This window comes from Pedobacter nototheniae (genome assembly GCF_004335085.1).
In the GTDB taxonomy this organism is placed as follows: Bacteria; Bacteroidota; Bacteroidia; order Sphingobacteriales; family Sphingobacteriaceae; genus Pedobacter; species Pedobacter nototheniae.
In genome coordinates this window covers 22,736-42,834 of the sequence record NZ_RQRS01000019.1, presented here as the reverse complement: position 1 = coordinate 42,834, position 20,099 = coordinate 22,736, and the positions used below count along the sequence as shown (strand labels likewise).

The following is a 20,099-nucleotide window of genomic DNA, read 5'->3' as shown; positions in this document are numbered from 1 at the left end:
ATTTTAAATGGTTTTATTAATCTCATACTGACCATATATTTTTCTGATTTTTTCCTTTTGTAGATCGAAATAAATTTAAAATTCAAATTCAAGCTGATTGTTTTCAGTTTTATCCTCTGGCATTTCCTCGTAAAAACGAGATAGTGTTATGCCCAGCAAACGTACTTCTGTTCGTCCAATTTCAGCTTCATCTAATAATTTAATTGCTTCAGCATAAATCTGTGCCTGCCCATTAAATGGAATGCTAAAAGATCTGCTTCGGGTGATGATTTTAAAATCGGCGAATTTTATCTTCAATGTTAGTGTTTTGCCCTTGAGCTGATGTTTTTCTAAACGCTTGCTTACTATATCACTTATTTGAAGTAAAAGCCCGTGCATAATAGAAAGTTCATTGGTATCAGTAGAAAAAGTATCTTCTGCACCAACAGATTTAGTTTCACGGTTTGGTCTAACCGGTCTATCATCAATGCCACGAACCACTTTGTAATAAAACTTGCCCGATTTGCCAAACTGTGCGATTAGTTGTTGTTCAGTTAATTTTTTTAAATCTGCACCAGTATTAATTTGCATGGCTTTCATTTTTGCAGCCGTAACCTTACCCACGCCAAAAAATTTCTCTACAGGTAGTTTCTCCATAAACCCTTTCACTTTGGATGGCCCAATAAAGGTTAGTCCGTCGGGTTTATTCATGTCGGAGGCAATTTTTGCTACAAACTTATTAATGGATATACCAGCAGAAGCGGTTAAATTAAGCTCATTTTTAATGGCATCTTTAATGGATTTAGCAATATCAATTGCAGATCCAATATTCAGTTTGTCATTTGTAACATCCAAATAAGCTTCATCCAAAGATAGTGGTTCGATTAAATCGGTATAGCGACTAAATATTTCCCTAATAGCTTTTGAAGCAGTTGTATAGGCATCAAACCTTGGGTATACAAAAATGGCTGTTGGGCATAACTGATAAGCTTTACTGGCAGACATTGCCGATCTGATTCCAAACTTTCTCGCTTCATAACTTGCTGTAGAAACTACGCCACGGCTATCTGGTTTGCCTCCAACTACTAATGGTTTACCTCGGTATTCAGGAAAATCACGCTGCTCTACCGATGCATAAAAGGCATCCATATCAATATGGATTATTTTTCTTAAAGAGGTAGGGGTTTCTTCAGACATTTATTAACAAAACCAAAATACATACCCAACCTTAAAAGTAGATGTGGATATTTAAACAAAGGTGCTCTATAAATTTCGTGATTTTATAAGGATTATTGAAATGGATTTTTTTTCTTTACAAAATATGGAAAGAAAAATCAGGTTTTACAAAAACGCAAAAGGAGAGTGGTATGCAGATATACCCGAATGGGGCGGCGATATTGCCGATTTGCAAATGGTTGAGGGTGCTGATGAATTATTAGATTGGGTGGCGGCGGCAGCAACTGAATGCAATTTGCTCATGGCAGATAACCATATTAAAGATGCAGAAATTTTAAATTTAGTTTATGCACGCGAAGCTAACCTAGGGGGCGGCGGCGATTATATTTTAGAAAGCTTTAAAGGCGAATGGAAAAACCATAAACTCTGGCTTTGCCATGTTACTGAATTTGTATTTAAGCAACTACCAGAAACCATTTACTTTAAAGAGGCAATATAATTGTAAGTGTTAATTCAAAAGCAGAGTTACTTTATTTAAAAGAGAGTCCATTTCAAAAGGCTTTTCCATAAAATCGTTGGCACCGGCATCAAGAGCAGATTGTTTAATATCACGACTGGCAGAAATCATTAAAATTGGAATTTCTTTGTATTCAGGATCATTTTTAAGGGCTTTGCAAATGTCTCGTCCATCGTGACCAGACATCCAAATATCGAGCATGATAAGATCTGGTTTTCCTTTAACTGCATCAATAACCTTTCCGCCATCATAGGTAAATTCCACTTCATAACCCATAACTTCCAATATCATCGTTACCGCATCTACAATTCCCTCGTCATCATCAGCGATGAGTATTTTTTTATTTCCCATTGATTTATTGTACTATATATTCCGCTTTGCGGGTTGCAAAACCAAATATGATAAATTATTGTATAACTATTGAAGCTATTTCATGTTTTTATCAAAAAAAGCATCATTACTTAATTCTATACAAAACCAATTGTTTACAGCAATATTTAAAAAAGAAATCAATCTAAAATAAAATGTAATGGTTTTTCAATAATGATCTGTTTTGTATACTATAATGATAATAAAGGTTAACGCGAAATTGTTTTATAATTTTACAATTAAAAATGGGTTCATATTATTTAGCACAATTTAAGTTTATATTTACACCATTATTTACATGTTAATTAGGTTTTAATAGCCCAAATGGATAGCATTAATATTAAGAAATTAGCTCAGGCCTTAAAATTATCTACGTCTACAATTTCCAGAGCTTTTAGAGATAATAGCGATATAAGTGTTGCTACAAAAGAAAGAATTCTGGCAAAGGCTAAAGAATTAAACTATCAACCAAACCATTATGCTAGTAATTTAAGAGAGCAGAAAAGCAAAACCATTGCTGTAATTGTACCAGAACTTGCCAACAATTATTTCTCGCAAGCCATACACGGTATAGAAAGAATTGCCAGAGAAAATGGATACCATATTTTAATTTATGTAACCGATGATGAGTATATTAAAGAGGTAAACTTTATTCGCCATTTGCACAATGGTAGGGCTGATGGTATTATAATGTCTGTTTCTGGTGAGGGTAACGATCATAATTACCTTAATAAGTTTGGGGCAAAACGCTTGCCACTTGTGTTTTTTGATCGGATTTATGAAGATATTGAAACATCTAGAGTAATTACGAACGATTACAACAGTAGTTTTTTGGCCACTGAACATTTAATAGAGCAAGGATGCAAACGAATTGCTTATTTGGTGGTAAATAAAAGTTTATCTATTGGTAAAACTCGTATGCAAGGTTATATTGATGCTTTGGAGAAACATAATATCCAATATGAAGAAAGCCTGATTGTGGATTGCAGCAACAGCTACGAAGAAAATAGCATTATTATTAAGCATGCTCTAACACAATTAAAACCCGATGGCGTTTTTACATCTGTAGAGCGTTTAGCCTTTGCTACCTACTATGCATGCTATGATTTAAATATTTCTATTCCAAATGATTTAAAGGTCATCAGTTTTTCTAGTTTGGAGATAGCGCCTTTGCTCAACCCATCTTTAACAACCATAACACAACCAGCGACAGAAATAGGCGAGCAGGCGGCAAATTTACTCTTCAAAATGCTGGCCAATAATGGCGATAAAAATCAACCTGAAGAGGTAATTTTAGAGTCGAAAATTATTAGCAGAAACTCCACTTCAACCGCCCATAAATTGCGTTAAAAATCGTCACTTTTTTTAACTTAAATTTTTCAAATTTTTTCGGTGCTTAGTGTAAAATAAGCAGAATTTCGATCAATTTTCGGGAACGTTCCCGAAAAACGTTGGTGTTTTGCTTTAATATTATCGGGAACGTTCCCGAAAAACGAGTAAAAAATAGCTTAGTGTAAAAAATACACTTAAATTTAAAATTTAACTTTAATAAGTTATTGACTATTAGGTTATTAAAAATAAATATTGATTGTTTTGGAGGAATGTACTTTTATAAAAAAAGCTCATTCTTATGAAAATCAAAGCATCGTTTTTTGGTCGGAAATATATTTTTTAAATAAATTTTGAAATCTCATTATGTGCTGTAAATTAGGGCTATGTGTAAATCACTATAATATTTAACCAAATTTTTATCATTAAACGAGCTTCGAATATGAAAGTATTTTACCTGTTAAAACAGGGGCTTTTGGTGCTGTTAGTTTTTGCAGCATTAATCGTAAAAGCACAAACCGGATCTGTTTCTGGTAAGGTGCTTGATGAAACCGGACTACCCTTACCTGGTGCATCCATTTTAGTTAAAGGAACAACCAGAAGTACATCAACGGATGTAAACGGTATTTTTAAGTTAAACGGATTATCGAGCGGTTCCGTAACCTTATCAGTAAGTTTTATCGGTTACCAAACTTTAGAGAAAGCCGTAACTGTTGGCGCTAATTCAATTACAAACTTTCAGTTAGTGCCCGATGCCCAAAAACTAAACGAAGTTGTAGTAATTGGATATGGTACAGCAGAAAAGAAAAACCTAACAGGATCTATCACTACAGTTAGTGCAAAAGATTTTCAAAAAGGTACAATTACAACTCCTGAGCAACTAATACAAGGTAAAGTAGCAGGTGTTAACATTATTTCTGGTGGCGGTTCTCCTGGTGGCGGTAGTACAATCCGCATCCGTGGTGGTGCTTCTTTAAATGCAAGTAACGATCCTTTAATTGTTGTGGATGGAGTTCCATTTAGTGGAAACAGCATTGGTAATGCACCAAGCCCGCTTTCCTTAATCAATCCTAACGATATTGAAACCTTTACGGTATTAAAAGATGCGAATGCAACAGCTATTTATGGTTCGAGAGCATCAAACGGTGTAATTTTAATTACAACTAAAAAAGGCGGTTCGGGTGCACCTCAAATTAATTTCAGTACGAATAACTCTATTGGAACTGTGGCGAAAAAAGTTAATGTGCTTTCTGCGGATCAGGTTCGTGCTTTTGTTAACGCAAATGGTAACGCTACTCAAAAAGCCCTTTTAGGTACAGCAAATACTGATTGGCAAGATGAAATTTATCAAAATGCCTTTTCTACCGATAATAACTTAAGTATTTCTGGTTCATTTAAAGGTGTGCCTTATCGTGTTTCGGCAGGTTATTTGGATCAGGATGGAGTTGTAATTACCAGTAAACTAAAAAGAGCGACTGGTGCTTTCTCCATTTCCCCTAAATTATTCCAGGATCACTTGAAAATCGAATTAAACTTGAAAGGATCTTTAACCGATTCTCAATATCCAAATGATAACGCGATTCAAAATGCAATTCAGTTCGATCCAACTCAACCTGTAAATGCAACAAATAAATTCGGAAATTATTTCGAATGGATTACTTCAGCAGGTGTTCCAAATCCAAACGCTCCGCGTAACCCTGTTGCATTAATCAGACAGCAAGATAATCACGGTAATGCGGCCAGAAGTTTTGGTAATGTGAAATTGGATTATTCTTTCCACTTCTTACCAGAATTACACGCAGTGGTTAATGTTGGTTATGATTACTCAAAAGGATACGGACGTACAATTGTTCCAATTTATGCAGCACAAAGTTATTCTACTGAGGGTTCATTTTCAAGAAGGTTGAACACAGAGATGAATAAGTTCTCTGAAGCTTATTTAACCTATGCAAAAACAATTGGTAAAAGTAAATTTGATGTAACTGGTGGTTACGGATATTATGATGATGCGGTTACCAACTACAATTTTGCTACGTATAGAGCTACTGGTGTGTTACAAACTACACCTGTTTTCCCTTTCGCTATTGATGAAAATAAATTGCTTTCGTACTATGGTAGATTCAATTATACTTTAGCTGATAAATATATCTTATCAGGAACGATGAGAGCTGATGCTTCATCAAAGTTTGCTGAAAATAATCGTTGGGGTTATTTCCCATCAGTTGGTTTTACCTGGAGAGTAATTGGCGAAGATTTCTTAAAGGATAGTAAAGTATTATCTGATTTGAAATTGAGATTAACATATGGTGAAACTGGCAATAAAGATGGTATTGGCAACTATGATTACCTATCTAAATATTATGCTAATACAAATCAAGGTCAATATCAAATAGGGGATACCTTTTATAATTATTACAGCCCAGCAGGTTACGATCCTGATTTAAGATGGGAATCTACAACAACTTATAATGCTGGTTTAGATTATGGTTTTATGGGTGGTAGATTATATGGTAGTATTGACGTTTATTACAAAAAAACCAAAGATTTATTAAGTAAAGTTACTATTCCAGTTGGTACAAACTTTAGCAATGAGCTAACAACCAATGTGGGTAACATGGAAGTTAGAGGTGCAGAGTTTAGTATAAACTATGTAGCGATTAAAAATGAGAATACAACCTGGGATATTGGTTTTAATGCAGCTTATAACAAAAGAAAGGTTACTAACTTAACGTTAAATCCAAACTCTGGTTTCAAAATTGATGCAGGCGATATTACTGGTGGTACAGGTATCCACTTAAAATACAACGCAGTTAACGAGTTGCCTGGTGCGTTTTATGTGTATAAACAAGTTTACAATGCTGATGGAAAACCATTAGAAGGCGTTTATCAAGATTTAAATGGTGATGGCGCTGTAAATGCTGCCGATCAATATTTTTACAAATCTCCTGATCCGGTAGTAACATTAGGTTTTAACACATCTTTCACTTATAAAAAATGGACAGCAAGTACCGTTTTAAGAGCTAATATTGGCAACTATATTTACGATAATATTTCTTCAAACCTTGGTATTAGAAACAATGTTTTAAGTACCCAGGGAATTTTGAATAACTCGGCAACTGATTTATACAACACCAATTTTTCTGGATCATCAGGCGTTCAATATTTAAGTGATTATTACATTAAAAATGCATCGTTCCTGAAAATGGATAACGTTGGCCTATCATACAATGTGGGTAAACTATCTAAAAACGGTACAGCATCAATGCGTATCTCCGCAAACTGCCAAAATGTATTCGTTTTATCTAAGTATAAAGGAATAGATCCAGAGTCGGTAAGTGGTATAGATTATAACTTATACCCTCGTCCTAGAACTTATACTTTAGGTTTAAATGTTGGATTTTAATTAAGTAATAGCAATGATTATCGAAACTGTGCAAGCAAATAAACAGGTAATCAGAACCTATAAAATAAGATATAAGAAAATGAAAAATTCATTTAAAACGATATTGGCATCAGGTATGCTACTGCTGTCATTAAATTCATGCAAAAAAGAGGCATTTAATTTAACACCAACAAATGATGTAACAGCAACTTCTGTTTACGCTACACCTGCGGGTTACAAAAATAGCTTAGTAAAGTTATATGCAACTTTTGGATTAACAAGTCCTCAAGGTGCTGATGGAAGCGATGTTGGGGGATTAAACTCTGGCTTCGCAGATTTTTTAAGGTTATTTTGGATGACTCAAGAATTAACCACTGATGAAGCCATTTGTGCATGGGGTGATGTTGGAGTTCCAGAATTAGATTATGGTACACCAACGCCAGACAATCAATTTTTACGTGGTTTATATTCAAGAAGCATTCTTCAAATTACTTTTTGTAATGAATTTCTTCGCGAAAGTACAGCAGAAAAATTAGCTAGTCGTAACATTACAGGTGCAGATGCAACTGCAATAACGCGTTACCGTGCTGAAGCCCGTTTTTTACGTGCTTATCAATATTGGGTGTTGTTAGATGCTTTTGGCAATCCTCCATTCGTTACAGAAGACGATGCCATTGGTAAAGTAAATCCTAAACAAATTCAAAGAGCTGCCCTTTTCAATTATGTTGAATCAGAGTTGAAAGCTATTGAAGGAGATTTAGCTGACCCTAGAACAAACGAGTACGGTCGTGCTGATAAAGGTGCAGATTGGGCGTTGCTAGCCAGATTATATTTAAATGCACAAGTGTACACGGGTACTGCAAAATATACTGAAGCCATTACCTATTCAAGTAAAGTAATTGCAGCAAGTTATTCGTTAAAAGCTAATTACATGGATTTGTTTAGATCAGATAATGATGTGAATAACACTGAAAATATTTTAACCATTAACTATGACGGTATAAATGGAACCAACAACGGTGGTACAACTTATTTAATTAATGCAGCCATTAATGCAGATATGAACCCTACATCTTATGGTGTACCAGGTGGCGGATGGGGTGGTAACAGAACCCGTCAAAATTTACCAGCTTTATTCCCAGATCCTAACGGAACACTTGATAAACGTGGAGCTTTCTTCGGAACAAAAAGTGCTGTGGATGCTGTGGGCGAATTTACTGATGGACTTCGTGTAACTAAATTTAAAAATATTACTTCAGCTGGTTTGCCAGGCAGAACATTAAATGGAACATTTAGTTCGCTAGATTTTGCTTTATTCCGTTTGGCAGAACAATATCTAATTTATGGAGAGGCTATTGCCCGTGGCGGTTCTGGCGGTGATGCAGCAAAAGCCTTAACTTATGTAAATGCATTGCGCCAAAGAGCTTATGGCAACGCATCAGGTAATGTAAGCGCTGCAGCCCTAACAACTGATTTTTATTTAGATGAGCGTGGACGCGAATTGTATTGGGAAGGACACCGCCGTACGGATTTAATCCGCTATGGAAAATTCACAGGATCAACATATTTATGGGCATTTAAAGGCGGTGTACAAGCTGGAGCTAGCTTACCTGCTTTCCGTAATCTTTACCCTCTTCCATTAGCAGATTTAATTGCCAATCCGAATTTGGTTCAAAATACAGGTTATTAATCTTAACGTTTTATAAAGATGAAATCAATATTTTTAAAATCCCTAGCAATATGCTTTATAGCACTTTCGCTATGGTCATGTAAAAAAGACGAAACCCAAACGGTTTCTACCATTACACCAGCAGGAACACTTACGGCATCAACAACTAACTTAAGTTTGGTTCAAGCTAACGGAGCGTTACCTGCATTAACACTAAGTTATCCTTTAGCAACTTCTTCTGGTTATGTTGTGCCCGTTACAAGTACAATACAGTTTGGGTTGAAAGGGACTAATTTCTCGCCAGTTAGAGAGTTTGTGGTAACCAGCAAAACTTATGCACCAACTATTACAGATGTTAATAATATCATTCTTGCATTAGGTGGCGTAGTGGATAAACCTGCACAATTAGAAGTTCGTTTAAAATCAGGCGCAGCCGTTAACGATGTAACCTATTCAAATGTAATCACATTATCTGCTACTCCATACTTAGCTTCAGCTTGGATTTATGCTCCTGGTGCATATCAAGGATGGAATCCAGCTACAGCCGATAGTTTAATTTCGCTATCAAGTAATGGTGTTTATACTGGTATGATTGCTTTTACAGCTGGAAACCTAGAATTTAAAATTACGCCTGCAAAAAAATGGGATGTAGCTTATGGCGATGATGGTGCAGGTAAAATCAGTTCTTCCGCAGGTAATAACTTAAAATCTCCTGATGCACTTGTAAAACAGGTTACGGTTGATTTAAATAAAAATACCATTACATATACTACGCCTAGCGAATGGTCTATCATTGGTGATGCAACACCAGGTGGCTGGGGAACGGATACCGATATGAAAGGCGTAAACGACGGTAAATACACAGTTTACAGTATTACGACCAATCTTGGCCTTGGCGAATTTAAATTCCGTTTTGCTCATGCCTGGGATGTTAACCTGGGTGGTGGCAACAATTTAGAATTAAACGGAAGTAATATTAAAATTACTACTGCTGGAAGTTATACCATTAAGCTAGCTTTAATAAAGGCTGGCGATAAAGTAACAGGCGGTACTTATACCATCGTCAAAAATTAATCATTAATTAATACATGCCCTGCAAGGAAATATTCTTTGCGGGGTTTTTACCATCCTTTTAGTTTTTAGCATGATCAGATCTTATACTTCTTCTATTTTACCTTCCGTAAGCCTAAAAAAAATACTCACCTTATTGGTTGTAGTATTAACAAGCTCAAGCCTTTTTGCTCAAAAGTTAGAACGCATCGAACCCATGTTCTGGTTTACCCAAATGCACAATCCAAAATTGCAATTGTTGGTACATGGAGATAACATTGCAACAATGAATGTTGCACTAACTTACCCTGGCGTTAAATTGGTTAAGGTTAATAAAGTAGAAAATCCGAATTATTTGTTTTTGGATTTAGAAGTTTCATCATCAGCTAAGGCAGGAAAATTTCCTATCAATTTTTCTTTAAACGGAAAAAAACAAACTTATACTTACGAGTTAAAAAATCGTGATGAAAGTAAGGGGCGTATTCAAGGCGTTACCAACAAAGATTTTATTTACCTGTTAATGCCAGATCGTTTTGCCAACGGCGATAAAAATAACGACATTGTTAAAGGCTTAACAGAAACAGCCTTAAATCGCGATAGTATGTACTACCGTCATGGGGGCGATATTCAAGGGGTTATTAACCACCTTGATTATTTAAAAGATTTAGGTGTTACCACAGTTTGGATGACACCGGAAATAGAAAATGATATGCCACATGCATCATATCACGGGTATGCCGTAACCGATCATTATAAAATTGATCCTCGTTATGGCACTAATGAGCTTTACAAACAATATGTAGAAGCTTGCCACGCAAAAGGCTTAAAAGTTATTAAAGATGTAGTGCATAACCACATTGGCACAGGACATTGGTTTTATAAAGATTTGCCAATGAAGAATTGGCTAAATCAATGGCCAAAATATACACAAACCAGCTACCGCGATCAACCGGTAATGGATCCACACGCATCTGCTGCCGATAAAAAACAAATGTTGGATGGTTGGTTTGTTCCATCAATGCCCGATTTAAATCAAACAAATCCATACGTTCAAAATTATTTAACTCAAAACCACATCTGGTGGATTGAGTATGCAGGTATAGATGGTTTACGCTTAGATACTTATCCCTATAATGATGCCGCTTACATGGCAGATTGGGCAATGAAAATTCATGCAGAATTTCCAAATTTATCCGTTTTTGGCGAAACATTGGTTTCATCAGTTGCTAGTCAGGCCTTTTTTACTGGTGGCAATACAGTAAACAGAGGCTTAGATACACACTTGCAAGGTATTACGGATGCTGTTTTAAAAGATGCTATTTACGAAGGATTGAACGGTAAAACCGGCTGGACAGATGGTATTAACCGCTTATACGCCACTTTAGCACAGGATTTTCTTTATAAAAACCCAAATACAAATTGCATCTTTTTAGATAATCATGACATGAGTCGTTTTTACTCAATGGTAAACGAAGATTTTGAAAAGTATAAAGAAGGAATGGCTATCTTGTTAACCATGCGTGGCATTCCACAAATGTATTATGGAACAGAAATTTTAATGAAAAACTTTTCTAATCCTGATGGTTTAATCCGTTCCGATTTTCCGGGTGGATGGGATGGCGATAAGCAGAATAAGTTTATTGCCAATGGCAGAACAAATAAAGAGAATGAAGCGTTTACATTTGTGAAAACTCTAGCCAATTTCCGAAAAAATAGTACTGCTTTGCAAACAGGTAAGTTAATGCAATACGTTCCACAAGATGATTTGTACGTGTATTTCCGCTACAACGATGATGCAAAAGGAACGGTTATGGTTATTGTAAATCCTTCAGAAAAAGAGAAGAATTTAGTAACTGAAAGATTTTCAGAAAGAATTAAAGGCCTTACCACTGCAAAAAATGTAATTACAGGAGGCACTACAAACTTAAAAGAAATTAAAGTTCCTGCTAAAACAACCTTAGTGCTAGAATTAAATTAAACATTACCCACCAATTTAAATTGGTTGATTACTATATGAAAATACAAGAAAACACACTTCCGGCAACTTCAACAATTAAAGCTTGTCTTTTTGATTTAGACGGTGTATTGGTAGATACTGCAGTTTATCATTATAAAGCTTGGAAACGTTTGGCAAATGCAATGGGTTTCGATTTTACGGAAACGCAAAATGAACAATTAAAGGGAGTAAGCAGGGTAGAAAGTCTTAATAAAATATTAGCTTGGGGCAATGTAACTAAAACAGATGCTGAGAAAGAAGAACTAGCGACCTTAAAAAACACTTGGTACGTAGATATGATTACCAAAATGACCCCTGCCGAAGTTTTACCAGGTACGGTTAATTTTTTAACGGAGATTAAGATTGCGGGTTATAAAACTGCGCTAGGATCAGCAAGTAAAAACTCAGGCATTATTTTAGAAAAAACCAATCTGGCTCATTTCTTCGATGAAATTGTAGATGGAAATATGGTAAGCAAATCAAAACCAGATCCCGAAGTTTTTTTAAAAGGAGCAGAGCTTTTGGGCTTCAAGCCTGAAGAATGTGTGGTTTTTGAAGATGCCGTTGCAGGGGTAGAAGCCGCCAAAAATGGTGGAATGAAAGCAATTGGCATTGGCGAGAAAAGTGTACTTACCGAGGCTGATGTTGTGGTAAGCGGATTGGATAAATTAACAGTTAAAGATTTAGAGAAATTATAAAGAAAGTAAGGTTATGGTAAAAGGCACTCGCCTAACATACCTATAACCACTACTTGATACTATATTATGAAGAATTACATTAAAGCAGACGAGTGGAATATTGTTGAAGAGGGCTTTGATCCTCATTTAAATAAAATATCTGAAAGTATTTTTAGTTTAGGAAACGGCCGTATGGGGCAACGTGCAAACTTTGAAGAAACTTATTCGGGCGAAACCTTACCAGGTAATTATGTTGCTGGCGTTTATTATCCCGATAAAACCCGAGTTGGCTGGTGGAAAAACGGATACCCTGAATACTTTGCAAAAGTTTTAAATGCAGCCAATTGGATAGGTATTGAAGTTAAAATTGATGATGAAATCTTAGATTTAGCAACCGCCGAAGTAAGCAATTTTAAGCGTGTACTTAATATGCATGCAGGCTACCTTGAACGTAGTTTTACAGCTAAACTAAAAAGTGGGAAAACAGTTAAGGTAAAATCTACCCGTTTTTGTAGCATTGCTGATGATGAAGTAGGCGCCATTAGATACAATATAACCGCTGTAGATTTTGATGGAAAATTAACTTTAACACCTTTTATTGATGGTGATGTTAAAAACCAAGACAGCAACTACGATGAGAAATTTTGGGAAGCCGTAGCCGATGAAATTTCTGGAAATGAAGCATATTTAACTTTACGCACCAAAAAAACAGCTTTCGAAGTTTGTACTGGAAGCAGCATCCAGCTGTTTAAAAACGCAGAAGAAATTAGTTTTAAGGCAGAAGAAATCCGTAAGGAGAAATATGTTGGTCAAACTTTTTCTATTGATGTAAAAGCAGGTGAAGAAATTACTTTATATAAAATTGCCGCCAACTTATCGTCAGAAAACCATCCAAAAGCTTCACTTTTAGATCACTGTAAATCGGTTATTAAAAACGCAACCACAAAAGGTTTCGATACTTTATTAAAAGAACAAACCGAAGCATGGGAAACTAAATGGCAAGAAAGTGATATTATTATTGAAGGTGATGTTGCAGCACAACAAGCAATTCGCTTCAATATTTTTCAGTTATTTCAAACTTATACAGGTAAAGATGACCGCTTAAATATTGGTCCGAAGGGTTTTACCGGTGAAAAATATGGAGGCTCTACCTACTGGGATACAGAAGCATATTGCGTACCTTTTTATTTAGCAACAGCACCACAAGAAGTAAGCAAAAACTTATTAATTTATCGCCATAAACAATTAGGAAAAGCCATAGAAAATGCCGAAAAACTTGGTTTTAATAAAGGTGCGGCATTGTACCCAATGGTAACCATGAATGGCGAAGAATGCCATAATGAATGGGAAATTACCTTCGAAGAAATTCACCGTAATGGCGCCATAGCCTTTGCTATTTTTAATTACATCCGCTATACAGGCGATCAAAGTTATCTATTTGATTATGGCCTAGAAGTTTTAATTGGTATAGCCCGTTTTTGGAAACAACGCGTAAACTGGAGCAGCGATAAGCAACAATATGTTATGCTCGGTGTAACTGGGCCTAACGAGTACGAAAACAATGTGAATAACAACTGGTACACCAGCACATTGGCTACCTGGTGTTTAAAGTATGCAAAAGAAAGTGCTGATATAGTTAAAAGCCAGCAGCCAGAAAAATACAATCAACTTGTTAAAGCCTTAAACTTTGATGAAGCCGAATTTACCGATTGGGCAGATATTATTGAGAAAATGTACTACCCTGTTGATGAAGAAAAAGGAATTTTCTTACAACAAGATGGCTACCTGGATAAAGAACAAATTTTAGTTAAAGATTTACCTGCCACAGAAAGACCGATTAATCAAAAATGGAGTTGGGATCGTATTTTGCGTTCATGCTTTATTAAGCAAGCTGATGTTTTACAGGGACTTTATTTCTTTGAAGAAGATTATGATTTAGAAACCTTAAAGCGCAACTTTGATTTTTATGAGCCACGCACCGTTCACGAAAGTTCATTATCGCCTTGCGTACACAGTATTTTAGCCGCCAAATTAAATGATGAAGCCAGAGCTTATGAATTTTATCTTCGTACGGCACGTTTGGATCTTGATGATTATAATAACGATACCGAAGATGGTTTACACATTACCTCAATGGCTGGTACATGGATGAGTGTAATTGAAGGTTTTGCAGGTATGAGAGTGCGCAATGATAAATTACAATTTAATCCTTTCTTACCAGAAAAATGGAAGTCATTCTCGTTTACTATTGGATTTAGAGGTACAACTTTAAAAGTTCAAATTACAGAAAACGGAATTAGCATTAAAAATAGCGGAAACGTAGATCTTGAAATCGGTATTAGAAACCAGCAATACAAATTAGCCGGAAACACCGAAATTGAAGTAAACAACGCTGAATTAGTATGATAAAAGTAAAAGGTTTTGCGGAAGAAGATAGAAGCTCAGATTTTTTAATAAATCGTTATTGTGCTGAACGAAGCAATTTTAAGGCATTGGTTTGGTTTTTGTCCGCACTCTTTCTATTCGCTTCATTATCTTCTTTCGCACAAAAAAATAACACAACAATGAACGATAAGCAAATCGTGATTTATCAATTGCTGCCAAGATTATTTGGAAATAAAAAAACAACCAACATTCCATACGGCACAATTGAGCAAAATGGTAGCGGTAAGTTTAACGATATAACCGATAAAGCACTTGATGGGATTAAGCAATTACATGTAAATTACGTTTGGTATACAGGCGCACTGGCGCATGCAAGCTTAACCGATTATTCGGCCTTTGGAATTAAGCCTGATGATGCAGATGTAGTAAAAGGTCGTGCAGGTTCGCCATACGCCATTAGAGATTATTATGATGTTGACCCAGATTTAGCTGTCGATGTTAAAAAACGGATGCAGGAGTTTGAATCTTTGTTGAAAAGAACACACGCAAAAGATTTAAAAGTTATTATAGATTTTATTCCCAATCATGTAGCCAGAAGTTACCACTCATACGCCAAGCCTGCTAACGCGGTAGATTTTGGCGCAATGGATGATGTTACAAAAGCATTTAGCACTAATAACGATTTTTATTATATCCCAGAACAGCCTTTTGTTGTTCCAGTTGAAGCACCTAAACAAACACCTATTTCTGCTTTGCAAGATGGTAAGTTTGATGAAAACCCTGCGAAAGCTACAGGGAATAATGTTTTTGCAGCACAACCAAAATATGATGACTGGTATGAAACCATTAAGTTAAATTATGGAGTTGATTATCAATCAGGAGAACAACAACATTTTGATCCAATACCACCTGTTTGGCTTAAAATGAAGGATATTTTAAGCTTTTGGGCAAATAAAGGTGTAGATGGTTTTAGATGTGATATGGCAGAAATGGTTCCAATTGCTTTTTGGAATTGGGTTATTCCACAGGTTAAAGCCATTAATCCAAAAATTATCTTTATTGGCGAAGCTTATAATCCGCAGGTTTACAAACAATACCTTAATGAAGGGAAATTTGATTACCTGTATGATAAAGTTGGACTTTACGACGGATTGAAGAAATTAATCAGGAACGAACCAACCGCAGATGTAAAGGATATTAAGCACGTTTGGCAAGTAGAAAGCGCTGGTTTTGGCGATCATATGTTGCGCTTTTTAGAAAACCACGACGAAGAACGTATCGCATCAGCAGGTTTTGCAGGCAAGGCCGAATTGGCTTTACCTGCAATGGTAGTTTCGGCAACTTTGGGTAAAGGTCCTGTTATGCTTTATTTTGGACAAGAAGTTGGCGAACCCGGAAAAGGAGCGGAGGGTTTTGGCGGTGATGATAACCGTACCACTATATTTGATTATTGGGGGGTACCCGCACACCAACAGTGGATGAATGGAGGTAAATTTGACGGTAAAAAACTTAATAGCGATCAGCAAAAGTTAAGAGATTACTATCAGCAATTGCTTAAAGTAACCACCACAAGCGACGCGGTATTAAATGGTGATATTTTTGAAGTGCCACAAACCGGAAACATGAACAATCGTATGTATGCATTTATCCGATATTCTGGTAAGCAACGTTTATTAGTTGTGGCTAACTTTGATCGTAACCAAACAATGGAAGCCAACATCGAAATTCCAGATGAAATTTTAAAAGTAAAATCATCATCCAGAGTAACTGATTTGTTAACGGATATTAAATTAAATATTCCTGCAGGAACAAGCATTCCCGTAAAATTAACACCCGTTACCGCACAAGTAATAGAATTTTAAAAACCTTTGCTTAAAAAAATTAAACCAATATAATGAGTTTGAAAACAATATTTGAGAATCCGAAACTAACGCTAGTACAAATCATCAATATGAGTGTCGGTTTCTTCGGAATACAATTTGGATGGGATTTGCAACGTGCCAATATGGGGCGTATTTATGAAAATCTCGGTGCCAACCCTGATCAGGTTCCTTTATTGTTTTTAGCTGCACCTTTAACCGGGCTGCTGGTGCAACCAATTATTGGTTATTTAAGTGATAGAACGTGGCACCCAAAATGGGGTAGAAGAAGACCATATTTTTTAGTAGGTGCCATTGTAAGTAGTATTGCCTTAATTTTTATGCCACACAGTAGTGTATTGTGGATGGCTGCAGGATTATTGTGGATTTTAGATGTTTTTGGAAACATTGCAATGGAGCCTTTCAGGGCATTTGTTACCGATAAATTGCCAGATAGCCAAGTAAACCGTGGCTTTATTATGCAAAGCATGATGATAGGTTTAGGTGGTAGTGTTGCCTCCGCTTTACCGTGGATTATGAACAATGTTTTTCATTTAACAAATACAGCAGAGCAAGGTAGCATTCCTGAAAACGTTAAATTCTCCTTTTATATTGGAGCATTCTTCTTTTTAGCCGCAGTATTATGGACGGTTTTTACTACAAAAGAATATCCGCCACAAGATGTTGATTTTAAAGAAAAAGTTTTAGAAAGTAATAAGGGATTTGGAGGCGGTGCCCGAGAAATTTTTAATGCACTAATGAATATGCCTAAAAGAATGCAGATTGTTTCTTTAGTGCAGTTTTTTACCTGGCCAGGCTTATTTTTAATGTGGTTTTATTACACCACAGCTGTTGCCGTAAATGTGTTTGGCGGTAAAGATGCAAGCGACCCTATTTATGCGCATGGAGCCGATTTTGGCAGTTTAACATTAGCATACTATAGCGTAATTACATTTCTTTTTGCCTTGATATTACCTAAAATTGCCGATGCCCTAGGTCGTAAAACTACCCATGCACTTTGCTTAATTTGTGGCGCAATAGGTTTAATTAGCGTAGCGTGGGTGCACGATAAAAATATGCTTTACCTGTGTATGACGGGGGTAGGAATTGCCTGGGCAAGTATTCTTTCTATGCCTTACGCTATGTTAAGTGGCTCGCTACCCAAAGATAAAATCGGTATCTATATGGGTATTTTCAATTTCTTTATCGTATTGCCAGAAATTATTGCCTCATTAGGCTTTGGCTGGTTAATGCGTAATGTTTTAAATAATGATAGACTTTTAGCCGTACAACTTGGTGGTGGTTTAATGATTCTTGCCGCATTAATCTGCTATGTTTTTATTCGCGAGCCTAAAAAAACTGATCCAACGCTTACCGCAAAACTCGAAGTAGAGGAAGATAGAGCAGTTTAATAGCATACATTTTTGCCCGCCTAAAAAGCGGGCAATTTCTTTATAATTTATTTAATGATTTTTTCAATTGTCAACCTGTAAAATTGGCAATATTGGAATGTTATTGCCTTTACCTAACCAAATTTATACCATGAAAAAAATTATTTATTTCTTTCTGTTTCTTATCATTTTAAATAGTGCCTGCAAAAAGGTAAGTAATGATGGCCCAGTGGTTACGCCACCAACAGAGTTGCCAGCAGGCGCAAAAGATGGTGTTGCATTTATAAATAATGGAACATCTGCAATTGTAACCTTATACGCACCAGGTAAAACTTCTGTTTCTTTAATCGGTGAGTTTAATAACTGGTCATCCTCCGCATCTGTTATGAAAAAAACAAGCGATGGAAATTACTGGTGGGTGCAAATTGATAATCTAAATCCATCAACAGAATATGCTTATCAGTTTCTGGTAAATGGAAGTTTAAAAGTGGCTGATCCTTATTGCGAAAAAATTTTAGATGAAGACAATGATAAATATATTTCCGCTGCAACTTACCCGAATTTAAAAACCTATCCATCAGGTAAAACCACGGGTATAGTAAGTATTATGCAAGCCAACCAGCCAGTTTATACGTGGAAAAATACCAGCTTTATCCGTCCGGATAAAAATAACCTGGTAATTTATGAACTGTTAATAAGAGATTTTACTAACGATCATAATTACGCATCTACCCTAGCTAAATTAGATTATTTAAGCAACTTAGGTATCAATGCCATAGAGCTTATGCCCATTAATGAGTTTGAAGGAAATTTAAGCTGGGGCTATAATCCATCGTTTTATTTTGCACCCGACAAATATTATGGAACTAAAACAGCGCTTCAAAATTTTATTGATGAATGCCATGGAAAAGGTATCGCTGTAATTATGGATATGGTTTTAAATCATTCCTTCGGTCAATCGCCAATGGTACAGTTATATTTTGATGGTACAAAACCAACATCAGATAGCCCTTGGTTCAATGTAGATGCCAAGCACCCTTATAATGTAGGCTACGATTTTAATCACGAAAGTGCAGCCACAAAGTATTTTGCCAAAAATGTGATCAAATTCTGGATGCAACAATATAAAATTGATGGCTTTAGGTTCGACCTTTCTAAAGGTTTTACTCAAAAAACTTCTACTGATGATGCCTCATTTGCCGCCTACGATGCAAGTAGAATTGCAATTTGGAAAGATTACAATAATTATATTAAAAGCATAGATCCCAATAACTTTTATGTGATTTTAGAGCACTTCGCTGATGCAACCGAAGAAAAAGTTTTAGCAGATGATGGTATGATGCTTTGGAATAATATGAATTATAACATGAACGAAGCCACAATGGGCTGGCTTGGTAAGTCTGATTTTTCTTGGGGTTTTTATGCCAACCATGGTTTCAGTAAGTCAGAAAACCTGGTTGGTTATATAGAAAGCCATGATGAAGAACGCCTGACATTTAAAAACATCAATTATGGTAATGCATCAGGTAATTACATGATTAAAGACAATTTGCAAACATCATTAAAGAGAGAAGAAATGGCTGCGGCATTTATGTTAAGTATCCCCGGCCCAAAAATGATTTGGCAATTTGGGGAGCTTGGTTACGATATTAGCATAAATTTTAATGGCAGAACAGGTGAAAAACCAATTAAATGGGATTACTTAAGTGATGTAAATAGAAAGGCATTGTATGATGTGTATACCAAATTAATTAAACTAAAAAAGAACAATAGTATTTTTAACTCAACAACATCAACCTATAATTTAGCAGGTGGCATAAAATATATTAAGCTTACAGATGCCGCAAACACTGTTTTTGTAGTCGGTAATTTTGATGTAGTTGCACAACCCACCAATATAGATTTTGGAGCATCGGGCAATTGGATTGATGCTTTCGGGAGTAGTATTAACTTAACAACAAATACATATACTTCCACATTAGCTCCGGGCGAGTATCATATTTTTAGTAAAACAGCATTGAAGTAGGAAAATAATTTTGCCCTGCTAATTGCGAAATGATGATTATGCAATTGGCAGGGCAATTATTTTAGCCAAAACCCGGTCTTCATCAAGCCAAATGCATCTGTCCGTTCATTTCCAAATATTTATATTAAGTTTTTGGAAAGCAAAGCCTGTAGTTCTGATGGAAATCGGTTCCTGCTTTCCGCTATATCCCGATAGAAAAAAATCGGAATGCCGCTGTAATCAGGTTTAATTTGATCGTAATGCGTACCGAAATAGAATTTCGAAACACTTCATTTTTTTCTTCTAAATCGTCAT

The 20,099-nt window shown here is 35.9% G+C and carries 13 protein-coding genes; 11 read left to right on the top strand and 2 right to left on the bottom strand.

Going from position 1 to position 20,099, the window contains the following annotated elements; all coding sequences use genetic code 11:
* Positions 1–75: 75 nt before the first annotated feature.
* Positions 76–1,176: a DNA polymerase IV gene (gene dinB / locus EHC72_RS16195; protein WP_131538754.1), complete on the bottom strand. Its 1,101-nt coding sequence runs from the start codon at positions 1,174–1,176 to the stop codon at positions 76–78.
* A gap of 124 nt (positions 1,177–1,300) precedes the next feature.
* Between dinB and EHC72_RS16190 the strand changes: the two genes are divergently transcribed.
* Positions 1,301–1,654, top strand: a complete 354-nt coding sequence (locus EHC72_RS16190) for a DUF6717 family protein (protein WP_131538753.1) — start codon at positions 1,301–1,303, stop codon at positions 1,652–1,654.
* Positions 1,655–1,663: 9 nt separating this feature from the next.
* On the opposite strand, the gene EHC72_RS16185 is transcribed toward EHC72_RS16190, so the two are convergent.
* Positions 1,664–2,023 (bottom strand): response regulator, encoded by a 360-nt coding sequence (locus tag EHC72_RS16185; RefSeq protein ID WP_131538752.1) that lies wholly within the window; start codon positions 2,021–2,023, stop codon positions 1,664–1,666.
* Positions 2,024–2,365: 342 nt separating this feature from the next.
* On the opposite strand from EHC72_RS16185, the gene EHC72_RS16180 reads away from it, so the two are divergent.
* The 10 genes from EHC72_RS16180 (at position 2,366) to EHC72_RS16135 (ending at position 19,805) form a co-directional block, all read left to right on the top strand.
* Entirely contained in the window at positions 2,366–3,391 is a 1,026-nt protein-coding gene (locus EHC72_RS16180) for a LacI family DNA-binding transcriptional regulator (protein WP_131538751.1), read from the top strand.
* A 421-nt stretch (positions 3,392–3,812) separates the two neighbouring features.
* Positions 3,813–6,773, top strand: coding sequence for a SusC/RagA family TonB-linked outer membrane protein (locus EHC72_RS16175; protein ID WP_131538750.1), 2,961 nt, complete (start codon positions 3,813–3,815; stop codon positions 6,771–6,773).
* 79 nt (positions 6,774–6,852) lie between these two features.
* The gene (locus tag EHC72_RS16170) at positions 6,853–8,442 is read left to right on the top strand and encodes a RagB/SusD family nutrient uptake outer membrane protein (protein WP_131538817.1); all 1,590 of its coding nucleotides are present in this window, start codon (positions 6,853–6,855) and stop codon (positions 8,440–8,442) included.
* An 18-nt stretch (positions 8,443–8,460) separates the two neighbouring features.
* Positions 8,461–9,495, top strand: coding sequence for a pullulanase X25 domain-containing protein (locus EHC72_RS16165; RefSeq protein WP_131538749.1), 1,035 nt, complete (start codon positions 8,461–8,463; stop codon positions 9,493–9,495).
* Positions 9,496–9,565: 70 nt separating this feature from the next.
* The gene (locus tag EHC72_RS16160; protein WP_131538748.1) at positions 9,566–11,449 is read left to right on the top strand and encodes a glycoside hydrolase family 13 protein; all 1,884 of its coding nucleotides are present in this window, start codon (positions 9,566–9,568) and stop codon (positions 11,447–11,449) included.
* A gap of 35 nt (positions 11,450–11,484) precedes the next feature.
* Positions 11,485–12,165, top strand: coding sequence for a beta-phosphoglucomutase (pgmB, locus tag EHC72_RS16155; RefSeq protein WP_131538747.1), 681 nt, complete (start codon positions 11,485–11,487; stop codon positions 12,163–12,165).
* A 66-nt stretch (positions 12,166–12,231) separates the two neighbouring features.
* The gene (locus EHC72_RS16150) at positions 12,232–14,550 is read left to right on the top strand and encodes a glycoside hydrolase family 65 protein (RefSeq protein ID WP_131538746.1); all 2,319 of its coding nucleotides are present in this window, start codon (positions 12,232–12,234) and stop codon (positions 14,548–14,550) included.
* Positions 14,547–16,391 (top strand): alpha-amylase family protein, encoded by a 1,845-nt coding sequence (locus EHC72_RS16145; RefSeq protein WP_131538745.1) that lies wholly within the window; start codon positions 14,547–14,549, stop codon positions 16,389–16,391. Before EHC72_RS16150 ends, EHC72_RS16145 begins: the two co-directional genes overlap by 4 nt.
* Before the next feature lie 32 nt (positions 16,392–16,423).
* Positions 16,424–17,800, top strand: a complete 1,377-nt coding sequence (locus tag EHC72_RS16140; protein WP_131538744.1) for an MFS transporter — start codon at positions 16,424–16,426, stop codon at positions 17,798–17,800.
* Between the two features lie 130 nt (positions 17,801–17,930).
* Positions 17,931–19,805 (top strand): alpha-amylase family glycosyl hydrolase, encoded by a 1,875-nt coding sequence (locus EHC72_RS16135; protein WP_131538743.1) that lies wholly within the window; start codon positions 17,931–17,933, stop codon positions 19,803–19,805.
* The last annotated feature ends 294 nt before the right edge of the window (positions 19,806–20,099 follow it).

Excerpts from the sequence above, each read along its gene's own strand:
- EHC72_RS16145 (WP_131538745.1), top strand. The coding sequence starts at position 14,547 with ATGATAAAAGTAAAAGGTTTTGCGGAAGAAGATAGAAGCTCAGATTTT.
- EHC72_RS16190 (WP_131538753.1), top strand. The coding sequence starts at position 1,301 with ATGGAAAGAAAAATCAGGTTTTACAAAAACGCAAAAGGAGAGTGGTAT.
- EHC72_RS16180 (WP_131538751.1), top strand. The coding sequence starts at position 2,366 with ATGGATAGCATTAATATTAAGAAATTAGCTCAGGCCTTAAAATTATCT.
- EHC72_RS16170 (WP_131538817.1), top strand. The coding sequence starts at position 6,853 with ATGAAAAATTCATTTAAAACGATATTGGCATCAGGTATGCTACTGCTG.
- EHC72_RS16160 (WP_131538748.1), top strand. The coding sequence starts at position 9,566 with ATGATCAGATCTTATACTTCTTCTATTTTACCTTCCGTAAGCCTAAAA.
- EHC72_RS16175 (WP_131538750.1), top strand. The coding sequence starts at position 3,813 with ATGAAAGTATTTTACCTGTTAAAACAGGGGCTTTTGGTGCTGTTAGTT.
- EHC72_RS16135 (WP_131538743.1), top strand. The coding sequence starts at position 17,931 with ATGAAAAAAATTATTTATTTCTTTCTGTTTCTTATCATTTTAAATAGT.
- dinB (WP_131538754.1), bottom strand. The coding sequence starts at position 1,176 with ATGTCTGAAGAAACCCCTACCTCTTTAAGAAAAATAATCCATATTGAT.
- EHC72_RS16150 (WP_131538746.1), top strand. The coding sequence starts at position 12,232 with ATGAAGAATTACATTAAAGCAGACGAGTGGAATATTGTTGAAGAGGGC.
- EHC72_RS16185 (WP_131538752.1), bottom strand. The coding sequence starts at position 2,023 with ATGGGAAATAAAAAAATACTCATCGCTGATGATGACGAGGGAATTGTA.
- EHC72_RS16165 (WP_131538749.1), top strand. The coding sequence starts at position 8,461 with ATGAAATCAATATTTTTAAAATCCCTAGCAATATGCTTTATAGCACTT.
- pgmB (WP_131538747.1), top strand. The coding sequence starts at position 11,485 with ATGAAAATACAAGAAAACACACTTCCGGCAACTTCAACAATTAAAGCT.
- EHC72_RS16140 (WP_131538744.1), top strand. The coding sequence starts at position 16,424 with ATGAGTTTGAAAACAATATTTGAGAATCCGAAACTAACGCTAGTACAA.